The organism is Streptomyces cinereospinus (assembly GCF_042430725.1).
GTDB classification, from domain to species: Bacteria; Actinomycetota; Actinomycetes; order Streptomycetales; family Streptomycetaceae; genus Streptomyces; species Streptomyces cinereospinus.
Genome location: NZ_JBHMCY010000117.1, coordinates 1 through 13784, shown reverse-complemented (window position 1 = coordinate 13784; position 13784 = coordinate 1). Strand labels below are relative to the sequence as shown.

Sequence of the window (13784 nt, the reverse complement as noted above, 5' to 3'; positions counted from 1 at the left end):
TGATCTACTCACCACCTGAGCCAGGCAGTGTTGCAACGACCGCTAGAACCCAAGCTCGGACTCCGGGGGCCTTCGTCGTACGGTCGTGCGCGGTCGTGCATCGTGCGGGTCGTGCGGGGGATTCAGACGTCGTACGACTTCCCCGGCACCGCCAGTTCGGCCGGGCCGTCGTACACCGCGCGGGCGTCGGCCAGGTTGACCTGCGGGTCGGTCCACGGGGGGATGTGGGTGAGCAGCAGCCGTCGGGCGCCCGCCCGGGCGGCCGTCTCGCCCGCCTCGCGGCCGTTGAGGTGCAGGTCGGGGATGCTCTCCTTGCCGTGCGTGAAAGCGGCCTCGCACAGGAAGAGGTCGGCGTCCCGGGCCAGTTCGTCCAGGGCGGCGCTGACTCCGGTGTCACCGGAGTAGGTCAGCGTCCGCCCGGCGTGTTCGACGCGGATGCCGTACGCCTCCACGGGGTGCGCCACCCGTTCGGTGTGCACGGTGAAGGGGCCGATGTCGAACGTGGACGGCTTGACCGTGTGGAAGTCGAAGACCTCGCTCATCGAGGAGGCCGAAGGGGTGTCGGCGTACGCGGTGGTCAGCCGGTGTTCGGTGCCCTCGGGGCCGTAGACCGGCAGCGGGGCGCAACGGCCGCCGTCGTGCCGGTAGTAGCGGGCCACGAAGTAGCCGAGCATGTCGATGCAGTGGTCGGCGTGCAGGTGACTGAGGAAGATCGCGTCGAGGTCGTAGAGACCGCAGTGGCGCTGCAGCTCGCCCAGGGCGCCATTGCCCAGGTCGAGGAGCAGCCGGAAGCCGTCGGCCTCGACGAGGTAGCTCGAACAGGCCGATTCCGCGGACGGGAACGACCCCGAGCAGCCGACGACGGTGAGCTTCATGAAGCAGAAACCTCCGCGGGCGGATGTGGAGAAACGGGGGGTCGTGCGGTCCGTCGAGCGTAAGGCGCGAAACGTCCGGTCGCTCCTCCGCCCGGGGCCGTTGTGGGAGAACTCACCTGTGCTGTCACCGGTTCGGCTGGACGCGGGGAGCACGCGGTACGGCGGAGGGCGCGCGTGCGGGTGCGTACGCCGGTAACGTCATCGTATGGACACGTCCTGGTGGTTGGCACTCGCAGCGGTCGTGCTGCTCGCGCTGGTCGCCGCGCTGGTGGACGGCTGGGGGCGGCGGCGGCCCGCGGGACGCCGGACGCGGCCGCCGGGACGCGCGGAGGGGCCGGCCGCCCGGCCGCGGGCGGCGGAGATCTGGTGGGCGACCGTGCCCTACGAGGACGGGCCGGGGGCCAAGGACCGGCCGTGCCTGGTGCTCGCGGTGCACGGGCGGCGGGCGACGGTCGCGAAGATCACCAGCAAGTACCACGACGAGCGGGCCGGGGTGATCCCGCTGCCGCCGGGGTCGGTCGGGGACACCCAGGGCCGGGCGAGCTTCCTGGAGACGGACGAGCTGCGGGAGGTGGCGGTGTGGGACTTCCGGCGGCGGGTGGGAGTGGTGGACCCGGTCCTGTGGGACCAGGTCCGCCACCTGGCGACTTAGGGCGTCGCGCCCCTGACCTGCGCGCCGGGGCCGGTCAGGCCCAGAGCTGGCCCTGGAGGGTCTCGATGGCTTCCTCCGTGGTCGCCGCCGTGTAGACGCCCGTCGAGAGGTACTTCCAGCCGCCGTCGGCCACGACGAACACGATGTCCGCGCTCTCCCCGGCCTTCAGCGCCTTGGTGCCGACGCCTATCGCCGCGTGCAGCGCGGCTCCGGTGGAGACGCCCGCGAAGATGCCCTCCTGCTGGAGCAGCTCCCGCGTCCGGGTCACCGCGTCGGCGGAGCCGACCGAGAACCGGGTGGTCAGCACGGAGGCGTCGTACAGCTCCGGTACGAAGCCCTCGTCGAGGTTGCGCAGGCCGTACACCAGGTCGTCGTAGCGCGGCTCGGCGGCGACGATCTTCACGTCGGGCTTGTGCTCGCGCAGGAAGCGGCCGACGCCCATCAGGGTGCCGGTGGTGCCCAGGCCCGCCACGAAGTGCGTGACGGAGGGCAGGTCGGCGAGGATCTCCGGGCCGGTGGTGGCGTAGTGCGCACCGGCGTTGTCCGGGTTGCCGTACTGGTAGAGCATCACCCAGTCGGGGTGCTCGGCGGCGAGTTCCTTGGCGACGCGCACGGCGGTGTTCGAGCCGCCCGCGGCCGGGGAGGAGATGATCTCCGCGCCCCACATGCCGAGCAGGTCCCGGCGTTCCTGCGAGGTGTTCTCGGGCATCACGCACACCATGCGGTAGCCCTTGAGCTTGGCCGCCATGGCGAGGGAGATGCCGGTGTTGCCGGAGGTGGGCTCCAGAATGGTGCAGCCCGGGGTCAGCCGGCCGTCCTTCTCCGCCTGCTCGACCATGTGCAGGGCGGGGCGGTCCTTGACCGAGCCGGTGGGGTTGCGGTCCTCCAGCTTGGCCCAGATCCGGACGTCGGCGGACGGCGAGAGCCGCGGCAGGCGCACCAACGGGGTGTTGCCCACCGCGGCCAGCGGGGAGTCGTAGCGCATCGCGGGCCGGAGCCTCAGGCCATGCCGCCGGCCACGGCCGGCAGGATCGTGACGTTGTCGCCGTCGGTGAGCTTGGTGTTGATGCCGTCGAGGAAGCGGACGTCCTCGTCGTTCAGGTAGACGTTGACGAAGCGGCGCAGCTGGTCGCCGTCCACGATGCGGGCCTGGATGCCCGCATGCCGGGTGTCGAGATCGGCGAACAGTTCGGCGAGGGTCTCCCCGGCGCCTTCGACGGCCTTCTGGCCGTCGGTGTAGGGGCGGAGGATGGTGGGGATGCGGACCTCGATGGCCATGGCTCAGGGCTCCTGTCGGAAAGGGTCTGGTCGAAGGGCGCGCGGCAGCGCAGGTGCGGCTGGTCGTGCGGATGAGCGCGCCGCGGCTCACGGCCGTACGGCGGCAGGGACCGGCGTCAACAGATGGCGCTGGCGAGCCTGCACAGGTCGACGTGCAGCCGCGCCACGAGCAGCGTGCCCGGCGTCTTGTCGCTCACGTCGAGGAAAACCATGGGCTCATCGTATCGATTCCTGGTCCGGGTCCTGGAAGGTGATCTCGGATAGTGGATGAACTCTGACCGAATCCCGGGACGGCCCGCCGGTCAGTAGGCCTGCACGACCCTGACCTCCTCTTCCGTCACCTCGCCGTCGATGATCCGGAAGGAGCGGAACTGGAAGTCGCCGAGCCCGTCGGTGTCCGCGGTGGAGACCAGGACGTAGTGCGCGCCGGGTTCGTTGGCGTAGGAGATGTCCGTGCGGGAGGGGTAGGCCTCGGTCGCGGTGTGCGAGTGGTAGATGACGACCGGTTCCTCGTCGCGGTCGTCCATCTCACGGTAGAGCTTGAGCAGGTCGCCGGAGTCGAACTCGTAGAAGGTGGGCGAGCGGGCGGCGTTGAGCATCGGGACGAAGCGCTCGGGGCGGCCCTCGCCCACGGGGCCCGCGACCACGCCGCACGCCTCGTCGGGGTGGTCCTCGCGCGCGTGGGCGACGATCTGGTCGTACAGCGCCTGGGTGATGGTCAGCATGCCCGTCAGGATAAGCAGAAGGGCCGTCCCGTACCGAGGGCTGGTACGGGACGGCCCACATGCCGGACGCCCTGAGCGGCGGCGGCAGGGCGTGCCACGGGTACTCCCTGCCGCCGGACGCCCTCGGCGGTGTTCGGCCGGCCTTGTCGAGCTCCGCCGTGCGGCGCTAGGCGGCCTGCGGGGTGCGGCCCTTGAGGATCGCCCAGCTGATGCCCAGGGCGGCGGCCCAGACGGCCATCACGTAGAGGCAGACGCGGGCGTCGGCGTCGTAGGCGATGATGCCGGTCACGAAGAGCAGGAACGCGATGGCGACGTAGGAGCACGTCGCGCCGCCCGGCGCCGGGAAGGACGAGGCGGGCAGCCGCCCGGCGTCGACCGCGCGGCGGTACAGGACGTGGCTGATCAGGATCATCAGCCAGGTCCAGATGCCGGCCGCGGTGGCGACGGAGGTGACGTAGCCGAAGGCCTTCTCGGGGACGACGTAGTTCAGGACCACGCCGATGCCCATGAAGAGCACGGAGACGAGGATGCCCAGGGCGGGCGTCTTGGTCGACGACAGCTTGGTGAAGGCCTTGGGGGCCTCGCCGCTCTCGGCCAGGTTCCGCAGCATGCGGCCGGTGGAGTACATGCCGGAGTTGCAGGACGACAGCGCCGCGGTGAGCACCACGAAGTTGACGATGGCGGCGCCCGCCGGGATGCCGATCTGGGCGAAGGCCTCGACGAACGGGCTGACGCCCGGTGCGAACTCCGTCCACCTCACGACGCACAGGATGACGGTGAGGGCACCGACGTAGAACAGGGCGATGCGCCAGGGCAGGGTGTTGATCGCCTTGGGGAGAGTCTTTTCCGGGTTCTCCGACTCGCCGGCCGTGACACCGACCAGCTCGACCGCGAGGTAGGCGAACATGACGCCCTGGAGGGTCATCAGGGACGAGCCGATGCCGTTGGGGAAGAAGCCGTCGAAGGCCCACAGGTTGGACACGGCCGCGGTGTCGCCCGCCGAGCTGAAGCCGAAGGTGAGCACGCCCAGGCCGATGACGATCATGCCGATGAGGGCGGTGACCTTGACCATGGAGAACCAGAACTCCAGCTCACCGAAGAGCTTCACGGAGATCAGGTTGACCCCGAAGAGGACCACCAGGAAGACCAGGGCCGTGACCCACTGCGGGATCTCCGGGAACCAGTAGTTGACGTAGATCGCGGCGGCCGTGAGCTCGGCCATGCCGGTGACGACCCACATCAGCCAGTACGTCCAGCCGGTGAAGTAACCGAAGAACGGACCGAGGAACTCGCGGGAGTACTCCGCGAAGGAACCCGAGACGGGGCGGTAGAGCAGGAGCTCGCCCAGCGCCCGCATGATGAAGAAGATGATCACGCCGGCGAGGGCGTACATCAGGATGAGGCTGGGACCGGCCTTGGCGATGTTCGCCCCGGCACCCAGGAAAAGGCCGACGCCGATGGCACCGCCGATCGCGATCATCTGGACCTGACGGCTGCCGAGCCCGCGCTCGTACCCCTCTGCAGGAGCGTCGGTGACCTTCTCAGAGGCCATGTGTAGTGCGCCTTTCTCCATGCCGAACCGGGCCTCTCGTCGGCCTCGGATCGGGTTTCGATCCCCCCGGATTGATGGAGCTGAGCCGCCCTCCCGAGGCTGCTCGTGCCTGGCCGGCGGTCACCGGCTCGGTGGCGCACCCGGCGCGACACAAGGGTGGTGTTCGCCGGGCGGTCGTGAAGATTTATCACGGCCACCCCACTGATCACCGGCGCGGCGTGTGACACACCACACAGCAAGAAGCGGACAAAGAACGACACAAAGGCCCATAAGTGGCCACAGCGGTGACAGGATCGTTATCCGGATTTGAGCGTCCGCTGAGCGAACACATCATCTTCACCCTCCGGCGTGAACCCCCGGGGCCACGAGCCCTCAGGGCATGAGGGTGGAGATCAACGTCTCCTGCAAGCCGCCCAGCCAGAGGTACGCCATCACCATCGGCTTGCGCGGGTCCTCGTCCGGCAGCCGGTAGAGCAGGTCGGTGTCGTCCTCGTCGGTGATCTCCAGCCGGGAGCCGATCGCCAGCCGCAGGTCGTTGAGGGCGCCGAGCCACTGCTGGGACTGGGCCGGCGTCAGCTGGAGCACCGCCCCGCCGTCGGCGGCCAGCTCGTCCAGGGAGCGGATCACCGCCAGGGCGTTCTCCCGCTTGCCGGCCCGCAGGTCGTTCTCGGTGTACCGGCGGAACTCGGCGGAGTACGCCCGCTGCCCCTCGTCCTGCGCCGGCCGCCCGGGGTCGCCGTAGGCGTCCGGGAACAGGCGCCGCAGCACCGGGTCGGAGGGGGGTTCGCTGGGGCCCTCGGCGAACAGCTCGGCGAGCGGGTCGTCGGGGGCGTCCGCGCCGGGGCCCGGGCCGATGAGTTCCAGCAGCTGGACGGCGAGCGACCGGATGATGGAGATCTCGACGTTGTCGAGGGCGACGGCCGCGCCGCCGCCGGGGAGCGGTTCGAAGGTTCCTGGCACGGCGATTCGCTACTTCCGGTCCTGCTGGAGGGTGGCCCACAGACCGTAGCCGTGCATGGCCTGCACGTCGCGTTCCATCTCCTCGCGGCTCCCGCTGGAGACGACCGCCCGGCCCTTGTGGTGGACGTCGAGCATGAGCTTGGTGGCCTTGTCCTTGGAGTAGCCGAAGTACGACTGGAAGACGTACGTCACGTAGCTCATGAGGTTGACCGGGTCGTTGTGCACGATCGTGACCCAGGGGACGTCCGGCTCGGGGACGGCAGAGACCTCCTCCGCCGACTCGGTGCGTTCGATCTCGATGGGAGCGGCTGACGTCACGACTCCCATGCTGCCATGGGCCCCACAAATCGTCACACTGACGAAATGGGGTGTACCATCGGTTGCCATGAACACAGCGGACCTTGGGCTGCCGGTGGACGTCCCCTCGACCGCCCTCTTCACGGACCAGTACGAGCTGACGATGCTCCAGGCCGCCCTGAAGGCCGGCACCGCCGAGCGGCGCAGTGTCTTCGAGGTCTTCACCCGGCGGCTGCCGGAGGGACGCAGGTACGGCGTGGTGGCCGGGACCGGCCGGGTCCTGGACGCCGTCGAGAACTTCCGCTTCGACGCGGGCGTCCTGCGGTTCCTGCGCGAGCGCCGGATCCTCGGCGAGGAGACCCTCGGCTGGCTCGCCGGCTACCGCTTCTCCGGCGACATCTGGGGCTATCCCGAGGGCGAGGTGTACTTCCCGGGTTCGCCGATCATGCGGGTCGAGGGCAGCTTCGCCGAGTGCGTGCTGCTGGAGACCGTGATCCTGTCCATCCTCAACCACGACTCCGCGATCGCCGCGGCCGCCTCCCGCATGTCCTCGGCCGCCGGGGACCGCCCGCTGATCGAGATGGGCGCCCGCCGCACCCACGAGCTGGCCGCGGTCGCCGCCGCGCGGGCCGCGTACGTCGGCGGCTTCGCCTCCACCTCCGACCTGGCCGCCGGGTTCCGCTACGGCATCCCGACGGTGGGCACCTCCGCGCACGCCTTCACCCTGCTCCACGACCGCGAGCGCGACGCCTTCCAGGCCCAGGTCAACACCATGGGGCGGGGGACGACCCTCTTGGTGGACACCTACGACGTCGCGGAGGCCGTGCGGACGGCCGTGGAGGTGGCCGGCCCGGAGCTGGGGGCCGTGCGGATCGACTCGGGGGACCTGCTGCTGGTCGCGCACCGGGTGCGCCAGCAGCTGGACGACCTGGGGGCCACCGGCACGAAGATCATCGTGACCTCGGACCTCGACGAGTACGCCATCGCCTCGCTGGCGGCGGCGCCGGTGGACGCCTACGGCGTCGGCACCCAGCTGGTGACCGGCTCCGGGCACCCCACCTCCGCCATGGTCTACAAGCTGGTCGCCCGCGCCGAGTCCGCCGACCCCGGGGCGCCGCTGGTGCCGGTGGCGAAGAAGTCGACCGGCGGCAAGGTCTCCGTCGGCGGCCGCAAGTGGGCGGCGCGGCGGCTGGACGAGTACGGCGTCCCGGAGGCCGAGGTGATCGGCACCGGGCCGGTGCCGGCCGGGCTGGCCGACCGGCAGTTGCTGGTCGAGCTGGTCAAGGGCGGCGAGGTGGTCGCCCGCGAGCCGCTGGACGTCCCCCGCGAGCGGCACATCGCCGCCCGCGCCGGCCTGCCCCTGTCGGCGACCCAGCTCTCCCGCGGGGAGGCGGTCATCCCCACGGAGTACGTGACCGAGGGCTAGTGCCGCGGCCGCGGCACCGGTCTCCTGAGCCAGGACCAGGGGGGCGTTCCGGAGGGGCGCCGGCACCGGTCCGGCGGGATGCGTGAGCTCGCGCGCCCCCGCAGTGCCCCCTCCCGCAGCGACTCCGAAGTCTCTAGGCTCGGAGGTTCAGGTTCACTCACCGGCCCGGGCCCGCGCCCCCTGAGCACCAGGCTCCGCACCGCCCCGGGGCGAACCGCCGAGACCCGTCAGCCGCGAGATTCACAGTTTAAGGACACCGACCATGCGCCGCGCCTTGATCGTCGTAGACGTGCAGAACGATTTCTGCGAGGGGGGCAGCCTCCCGGTGGCCGGGGGTGCCGATGTGGCCGCCGCGATCACCGAGCTGATCGGGCAGGCCCCCGCCGGGTACCGCCACGTGGTGGCGACCCGCGACCACCACATCGCGCCCGGCGGCCACTTCGCGGACAACCCCGACTTCACGCACTCCTGGCCGGCGCACTGCGTCGCGGGCACCGAGGGGGTCGGCTTCCACCCGAACTTCGCCCCGGCCGTCGCCTCCGGCTCGGTCGACGCCGTCTTCGACAAGGGCGCGTACGCCGCCGCCTACAGCGGCTTCGAGGGCGTCGACGAGAACGGGGTCCCGCTGGCCGACTGGCTGCGCGAGCGGGAGATCGACGAGGTGGACGTGGTCGGCATCGCCACCGACCACTGCGTCCGGGCCACCGCCCTGGACGCGGTCCGCGCGGGCTTCCGCACCCATGTCCTGCTGGACCTCACGGCGGGCGTCGCCGAGGGAACCACGGAGCGGGCCCTGGAGGAGCTGCGCGCGGCCGGCGTGGAGCTGTCCGGGAAGCCCGTCGTCTGACGCCGCTCCCCACCCGGTGACGCCGTCCCCGCCCCCGGGTCACGTCGGGGGGGCGGCCGGGCTGCGCAGCAGGGCGCGGATCGGGCGCCACAGCTCCTGGGGAAGGTCCGGGGCGCCGAGCGCCGTGTCGGGGGCCGTGCGCCATACCAGGCCGTCCGGGTGGTGCAGGACCGCCGTGATCTCGTCCGGGGTGGGCGGGGCGGCGTTGCCCCGCAGGTAGACCGCCCGCAGGCCCAGGTTGCGCAGCCTGGTCAGGGCGCGCGCCCGGTTCTGGGCGTGGACCAGCACCCGCACCCCGGCGGGGCGGTCGGCGGCGGGGCTGGGCAGGTTCAGCGCCACCACCACCGCGCCGTTCGGCAGCTTGCAGTAACCTCCTGCGGCCATGCGGTCATACCCCCGTGTCAGCCGGTGTCGGAACAGGTGTCAATAAGAGAATCACAGGAGGCACCTAAACACGGATCGGCGGCGACCCGCCAGGGGGCCACCGCCGAACACGTCCTGACCTGGGAAGACGCGGATCACCTACCCGCGGGGCCGACCTCCAGCTCGATCGTCGAGCCGTTCCCGGCCTCCTTGACGATCTTGATCTTCGTGTTGGTGTCAGTGATCTTCACGCCGCCGGCGGGGTTCGACTCGTCGTAGTAGTCACCGGTGCGGTCGTTGAAGACCGGGACGCCCTTCGAGCCCGGGATCCAGGTCGCCACGTCCGCCTTGTGCAGCGTCATGCCGTCGGTGCGGTAGAGGCTGAACGGCGAGTCGTAGGCCTGGATGCGGTTGCGCATCAGCGTGCCGTCGGCCCACTTGAGCGCGGTCGGGTGCGAGTCGATCGGCAGCACCAGGCCGGCACCCGGGTGCTGGCTGGTGTTGTTGTCCTGCTGGGAGGTGTCCCACTTCCAGATCAGCAGGCCGTTCTGGTACGCGTAGTGCTCCACCCAGTCCGGGCGCGACGTGAAGCCGAAGTTGTACGGGCCGGTCCTCAGCGTCTCGTCGTAGGACACGTACTGCCGGTTCTCGGCGAGGTAGTACTGCGCGTAGTCCTCGGTGAAGGACGCGCCGACGCGGGAGAAGCCGGTGGCCGTCCACGCGGCGTCCGCGCTCTCGGCGTCGTCGGAGAAGACGGTCGCGCCGTCCGCGGTGACCGTGATCGCGTCGGCCGTGAAGCCCTTCTGGGCCACGCCGCCGTCGGTCTGGTAGCGGAAGCGCAGGTCGATCGTCTGGCCGGCGTAGGCGTCGAGCGGGAACGCGAACTTCTGGTAGCCGTCGAGCGTGCCGTGCAGGGCGGGCTTGTCGCTGCCGTCGCGCGGGATCGGCAGGCCGTCCACCGTGCCGTCGATCGCGGTCCAGTTGGCGCCGCCGTCGGTCGACACCTCCGTGTAGAGGTAGTCGTAGTTGGCCTCGATGTCGTACCAGCCGTCGAAGGTCAGCCGGGCGGCGGACCTGCCGGTGAGGTCGACCGAACGGCTCAGCGTGTTCCTGAGGTTGTCGCCGCTGCCGCTCCACCACTGGGTGGCGCCCTCGGCCGGCGGGACGATCTCGGTGGTGACGGCCTTCTTCGGCAGCTCGACGACCAGCGCCTGCTTGTGCTTGGTGTTGTACTCCGCGACGCCCAGCTTGTGCCAGGAGTTCACGCCCGCCGTGGCGGTGTCGTAGTTCAGCCAGCCCAGCTGGAGCTTGTCCCAGGCGGTCATGTCGCCGGGCAGGTCGCCGATCTCGTTCTCGCCGGTGCCGAGCCAGGAACCGGACGACATCAGCGTCCAGAAGCCGGTGGAGTTCTCCCCGCCGGCGGTGTCGTAGTGGTCCGGCAGGCCGAGGTCGTGGCCGTACTCGTGGGCGAAGACGCCCAGTCCGCCGTTCTCCGGCTGGACGGTGTAGTCGCCGACCCAGACACCGGTGGAGCCGATCTGCGCGCCGCCGAGCCTGTTCTGCCCGGGGCCGGTGGCTCCGGCGTCGGTGCCGAAGGCGTACCAGCGGTGGGCCCAGATCGCGTCGGTGCCCTGGGCGCCGCCGCCCGCCGACTCGTCCTCGCCGGCGTGCACGATCTGGAAGTGGTCGATGTAGCCGTCGGACTCGTTGAAGTCGCCGTCGCCGTCGAAGTCGTAGCGGTCCCACTCGTCGAACCGGGCGACGTCCGCCTTGATCTGGGCGTCGGTGCGGCCGGCCGCCTTCTGCTGGGCGACCCAGGCGTTCAGACCGTCGCTGACGACGTTCCACACGCTCGGGCAGTTGGTGTCGCCGCAGGCGTTGTTGCCGTAACGGGCCTCGTTGTAGGGGACCTTGACCCAGTCGGAGACCTCGCCCTCGACCGAGTAGCGGCCGGAGGACTGCTTCTCGTAGTACGTCTTGACCGAGTCGACGCCCTTGCCGGAGCCGAAGTACAGGTTCTCGAAGTGCTGCTGGTCGTAGTCGGCCTGCCAGGCCGTGGAGTTGTCCTTCGCGCGGTCCGGCTCGGCGATCCGGTTGTGCAGCGGGCCGGGCGTGCCGCCGTAGCGGCTGTCGGTCTGGTCACCGAACTCGACCAGGATGGTGAAGATCTTGTCCGTCTTCTCCCGGCCCAGCTCGACGTACTTGCTGTCGCCCTTCTTGCTCTTCAGCTGGACGACCTTGGAGCCCTCGCGGTCGGTGACCGAGGCCTTGCCGGATATGACCTGCTCCAGCGCCTCTTCACGCTGGGCCTCGACGGTCTTGCTGAGCGGTCCGTCGAGGTCGTGCTCGTGCCCCTCGTGGTTCTCCGGCGACGCCGGGTCCTGCCGGTCGGCGGCGGGCGCCGCGGCCGCCGGGCCGCCCGAGTCGGCCCGGGCCACCGTGAGGCCGGAGATCGTGGCGGTGGCCGCGGCGAGCGCCACCGCGGTCGCGGCCGCTCTCAACGTCCAGGTTCTACTGGTCACTTGAGTTCCTCCCCAGCGTCCGGGCGCGCGGAAAGGGGGGTGATGGAGGTGGTGCGTCCGCGCGCGCCTGATCGACGCGTGTAGTCAAGTGCCGACATTTGACTAGACGTTGCGGAGAAAAGACAGACCTTGACTTGAGCAGGACAACTGCACTATGCGGAGATGACGTTACGCTTACCGAACAGGTCAGGTTCGTTCACCGGGCGCGCGGGACGGCGATCCGGTGGCCGACATGACTCGGTGCGCCCCTTGTGCACCGGCACTGTTGGTCAGGTCACGCTTACGCTTCATGCCACTCGGGCATGCACGCGAAGAAGTCCTGTCCGCACGCTCCCCCGCAGCGAGAGGCACGGGGGGAGTCCGCCCCCATTCCTCGAGGACACGATTGCCATGCCTCGTCCGACCGCCGCACAGCTCGCCTACGGTTCGTGCACCGTGATTCTCTCGACCCTCGCCATGCTGCTGCTGTCACAGACGAGTTCGGGTGCGGGGATCGCGGTCATCGCCGTCGCGGCGCTCCTGCTCGGGCTGCTGGTCGCCATGACGGCGCCCCTGCCGAAGCGGGCCCCCGCCCCCGCGCGACGGACCGCCACCGGCGTGGCTGCGCCGCCGCGGGCGACGGCGGCCCGCGAGCCCGTACGGGAGTCCACGGCCTCCTGAACACCGTCGCACGCGGTCCCGGACCGCCGCACGCGGCACCGCACGGCACGGCGGGCCCGGCCACCGAAGGTGGCGGGCCCGCCGTGCCGTGCGGAAGGCGTCAGCCGGTGCTCACCACCACCGTCTTCGCCGCCTTGTCGTGCAGCCCCTGCTTGTAGGGCTTGTCGAAGAAGCTCCAGCCGCCGCAGACCGCCGTCCAGATGCAGGCGCAGCAGAAGGCGAACGGGATCCACAGCACCGCCGAACGGACCAGCGCGGCCTGCGCCGAGGGCGTGGTCCCGTCGTCGAGATGTGCCACGCGCATGTTCAGCCATTTCTTGCCGAGGGTCTGCCCCGACTTGGCGATCATGATCGTGTCGTACGCCATGTAGAGCACCACGGCGATGACGGACTGCGCGACGGAGTCGCCGACGTCGACCCGCTCGGCGTCCATGGAGTACTCCTCCACGTTGAAGCCCCAGGAGAGCAGCCAGACCACGACGCCGACCAGCACCATGTCCAGGAGCCGGGCCAGCGTGCGCTTGCCGCTGTCCGCGAGCGGGGGCATACCGGCGAGCGGGTCGGCGGGGTGGTCACCGCCACCGTAGGGACCACCGCCGTACGGGCCGCCACCGTAGGGACCACCACCGTACGGGCCGCCGCCGTAGGGGCCGCCGCCGGGCGGAGGGGGCTGGCCGCCGCCCGGCGGCGGCTGCGCGCCGCCCGCGGGCGGCCTGTCGTACGGTGAGCCGGCCCCCTCGCCGGGCGGGGGCGGCTGCTTCTTGAACGGGTCGTCCTCCGGCGGCTGCCCGCCGGGACCGGGGGGCGGTTCGGTGCTCATGGCCCGAGTGGACCGCGAACCCCGCGGATCCGCATCCGGCGCGCGGCCGTCCGGAGTAACGGCCGGTCAGCCCGCCACGAACGTGTGCGCCGCCTTGTCGTGCCAGCACTGCCGCCACGGCTTGTCGAACAGGCACCACAGCACGCCGACCAGCCCGACGCACAGCAGCCCGGGCACGCTGTAGACGAGCCAGCGGCGCAGGGCCGCGCCGAAGGACGGAGGCTCGTGGGCCTCGATGTCCCGCACGTCGAGGCCCAGCAGCTTCTTGCCCAGCGTGCGGCCCCACCTGGCGGTGGGCAGCGCCTCGTAGAGGACGCCGAAGAGCAGCAGCACCCCGAGGACGGCCGCCAGGTAGGCCGACGTCGTGCCGTCCAGCAGCCAGACCGTGACCGTCCGGCCGGAGAGCCTGGCCTCGTCGATCTTCTGCCGGATGTGGTCCAGGGCCTGGGCGCCGAGCGGTACGGCGGCGGCCGAGGTGACGGCCGCGACGACCACGGTGTCGACCAGCCGCGCGGTCAGCCGCTTGCCGAACCCGGCGGGGCGGGCCGCGGCCTGCCGCCGGGCCGCCGCCTGGAAGATGTCCTCGACCGGGGGCTTCCAGGGGACGGCGGGCTGCTCGTCGGGGGTGACGGCGAGGCGGTGCACCTGCTGCGCCCAGGAGGACTGGCCGCCGCCGGGGCCCGTGGTGACGGGCGTGGCCGGGGCCTGGGCCTGGGCCTGGTGCGGGACGTCGGCGGCGGGCGCCGCGGTCTGGGCCGGCTGGGCCGCCGCGGCGCGGGCGCCGGCCGCCTTCCCGGCGCCGAAGCC

16 protein-coding genes are annotated in these 13784 nt (G+C 71.1%); 4 read left to right on the top strand and 12 right to left on the bottom strand.

Features of this window, described 5'->3' with window-relative positions; all coding sequences use genetic code 11:
• Window positions 1-122: 122 nt before the first annotated feature.
• Window positions 123-875, bottom strand: a complete 753-nt coding sequence (locus ACFF45_RS33985) for an MBL fold metallo-hydrolase (RefSeq protein ID WP_381350832.1) — start codon at window positions 873-875, stop codon at window positions 123-125.
• Between the two features lie 205 nt (window positions 876-1080).
• Here ACFF45_RS33985 and ACFF45_RS33980 point away from each other — a divergent pair, with 205 nt between their 5' ends.
• Window positions 1081-1527 carry a type II toxin-antitoxin system PemK/MazF family toxin gene (locus ACFF45_RS33980; protein WP_381350831.1) on the top strand — a complete coding sequence of 149 codons (447 nt, stop codon included), beginning with the start codon at window positions 1081-1083 and terminating at the stop codon, window positions 1525-1527.
• Window positions 1528-1561: 34 nt separating this feature from the next.
• Here ACFF45_RS33980 and ACFF45_RS33975 read toward each other — a convergent pair whose 3' ends face one another.
• From ACFF45_RS33975 to clpS, 7 genes are all read right to left on the bottom strand, one after another.
• Window positions 1562-2512, bottom strand: a complete 951-nt coding sequence (locus tag ACFF45_RS33975; protein ID WP_381350829.1) for a PLP-dependent cysteine synthase family protein — start codon at window positions 2510-2512, stop codon at window positions 1562-1564.
• 14 nt (window positions 2513-2526) lie between these two features.
• Window positions 2527-2805 (bottom strand): MoaD/ThiS family protein, encoded by a 279-nt coding sequence (locus ACFF45_RS33970; RefSeq protein ID WP_381350828.1) that lies wholly within the window; start codon window positions 2803-2805, stop codon window positions 2527-2529.
• A gap of 116 nt (window positions 2806-2921) precedes the next feature.
• Window positions 2922-3017 (bottom strand): putative leader peptide, encoded by a 96-nt coding sequence (locus ACFF45_RS33965; RefSeq protein WP_322734600.1) that lies wholly within the window; start codon window positions 3015-3017, stop codon window positions 2922-2924.
• 90 nt (window positions 3018-3107) lie between these two features.
• Window positions 3108-3530 (bottom strand): M67 family metallopeptidase, encoded by a 423-nt coding sequence (locus ACFF45_RS33960; RefSeq protein ID WP_381350826.1) that lies wholly within the window; start codon window positions 3528-3530, stop codon window positions 3108-3110.
• A 166-nt stretch (window positions 3531-3696) separates the two neighbouring features.
• The gene (locus tag ACFF45_RS33955; RefSeq protein ID WP_381350824.1) at window positions 3697-5082 is read right to left on the bottom strand and encodes an amino acid permease; all 1386 of its coding nucleotides are present in this window, start codon (window positions 5080-5082) and stop codon (window positions 3697-3699) included.
• A gap of 372 nt (window positions 5083-5454) precedes the next feature.
• Window positions 5455-6042 (bottom strand): DUF2017 domain-containing protein, encoded by a 588-nt coding sequence (locus tag ACFF45_RS33950; RefSeq protein ID WP_381350823.1) that lies wholly within the window; start codon window positions 6040-6042, stop codon window positions 5455-5457.
• Window positions 6043-6051: 9 nt separating this feature from the next.
• The gene (clpS, locus tag ACFF45_RS33945) at window positions 6052-6369 is read right to left on the bottom strand and encodes an ATP-dependent Clp protease adapter ClpS (protein WP_141314019.1); all 318 of its coding nucleotides are present in this window, start codon (window positions 6367-6369) and stop codon (window positions 6052-6054) included.
• A 58-nt stretch (window positions 6370-6427) separates the two neighbouring features.
• Here clpS and ACFF45_RS33940 point away from each other — a divergent pair, with 58 nt between their 5' ends.
• Both ACFF45_RS33940 and ACFF45_RS33935 read left to right on the top strand, forming a co-directional pair.
• Window positions 6428-7765, top strand: a complete 1338-nt coding sequence (locus tag ACFF45_RS33940; protein WP_381350822.1) for a nicotinate phosphoribosyltransferase — start codon at window positions 6428-6430, stop codon at window positions 7763-7765.
• A 262-nt stretch (window positions 7766-8027) separates the two neighbouring features.
• Entirely contained in the window at window positions 8028-8612 is a 585-nt protein-coding gene (locus tag ACFF45_RS33935; protein WP_381350821.1) for a nicotinamidase, read from the top strand.
• Between the two features lie 39 nt (window positions 8613-8651).
• On the opposite strand, the gene ACFF45_RS33930 is transcribed toward ACFF45_RS33935, so the two are convergent.
• Together ACFF45_RS33930 and ACFF45_RS33925 are read right to left on the bottom strand one after the other, a co-directional pair.
• Window positions 8652-8996: a hypothetical protein gene (locus ACFF45_RS33930; protein ID WP_381350820.1), complete on the bottom strand. Its 345-nt coding sequence runs from the start codon at window positions 8994-8996 to the stop codon at window positions 8652-8654.
• A 134-nt stretch (window positions 8997-9130) separates the two neighbouring features.
• Window positions 9131-11497: an immune inhibitor A domain-containing protein gene (locus ACFF45_RS33925; RefSeq protein WP_381350819.1), complete on the bottom strand. Its 2367-nt coding sequence runs from the start codon at window positions 11495-11497 to the stop codon at window positions 9131-9133.
• A 390-nt stretch (window positions 11498-11887) separates the two neighbouring features.
• Here ACFF45_RS33925 and ACFF45_RS33920 point away from each other — a divergent pair, with 390 nt between their 5' ends.
• On the top strand, window positions 11888-12157 hold the full coding sequence (locus ACFF45_RS33920; protein ID WP_381350817.1) for a hypothetical protein: 270 nt from the start codon (window positions 11888-11890) through the stop codon (window positions 12155-12157).
• 100 nt (window positions 12158-12257) lie between these two features.
• On the opposite strand, the gene ACFF45_RS33915 is transcribed toward ACFF45_RS33920, so the two are convergent.
• Both ACFF45_RS33915 and ACFF45_RS33910 read right to left on the bottom strand, forming a co-directional pair.
• Window positions 12258-12977 (bottom strand): RDD family protein, encoded by a 720-nt coding sequence (locus ACFF45_RS33915; RefSeq protein ID WP_381350815.1) that lies wholly within the window; start codon window positions 12975-12977, stop codon window positions 12258-12260.
• A 66-nt stretch (window positions 12978-13043) separates the two neighbouring features.
• The coding region (locus ACFF45_RS33910) for an RDD family protein (protein WP_381350814.1) at window positions 13044-13784 on the bottom strand (741 nt) is incomplete at its 5' end.

Coding starts and splice junctions, on each gene's coding strand:
- ACFF45_RS33985 (WP_381350832.1), bottom strand. CDS start 875: ATGAAGCTCACCGTCGTCGGCTGCTCGGGGTCGTTCCCGTCCGCGGAA.
- ACFF45_RS33980 (WP_381350831.1), top strand. CDS start 1,081: ATGGACACGTCCTGGTGGTTGGCACTCGCAGCGGTCGTGCTGCTCGCG.
- ACFF45_RS33975 (WP_381350829.1), bottom strand. CDS start 2,512: ATGCGCTACGACTCCCCGCTGGCCGCGGTGGGCAACACCCCGTTGGTG.
- ACFF45_RS33970 (WP_381350828.1), bottom strand. CDS start 2,805: ATGGCCATCGAGGTCCGCATCCCCACCATCCTCCGCCCCTACACCGAC.
- ACFF45_RS33965 (WP_322734600.1), bottom strand. CDS start 3,017: ATGGTTTTCCTCGACGTGAGCGACAAGACGCCGGGCACGCTGCTCGTG.
- ACFF45_RS33960 (WP_381350826.1), bottom strand. CDS start 3,530: ATGCTGACCATCACCCAGGCGCTGTACGACCAGATCGTCGCCCACGCG.
- ACFF45_RS33955 (WP_381350824.1), bottom strand. CDS start 5,082: ATGGCCTCTGAGAAGGTCACCGACGCTCCTGCAGAGGGGTACGAGCGC.
- clpS (WP_141314019.1), bottom strand. CDS start 6,369: ATGGGAGTCGTGACGTCAGCCGCTCCCATCGAGATCGAACGCACCGAG.
- ACFF45_RS33940 (WP_381350822.1), top strand. CDS start 6,428: ATGAACACAGCGGACCTTGGGCTGCCGGTGGACGTCCCCTCGACCGCC.
- ACFF45_RS33935 (WP_381350821.1), top strand. CDS start 8,028: ATGCGCCGCGCCTTGATCGTCGTAGACGTGCAGAACGATTTCTGCGAG.
- ACFF45_RS33930 (WP_381350820.1), bottom strand. CDS start 8,996: ATGGCCGCAGGAGGTTACTGCAAGCTGCCGAACGGCGCGGTGGTGGTG.
- ACFF45_RS33920 (WP_381350817.1), top strand. CDS start 11,888: ATGCCTCGTCCGACCGCCGCACAGCTCGCCTACGGTTCGTGCACCGTG.
- ACFF45_RS33915 (WP_381350815.1), bottom strand. CDS start 12,977: ATGAGCACCGAACCGCCCCCCGGTCCCGGCGGGCAGCCGCCGGAGGAC.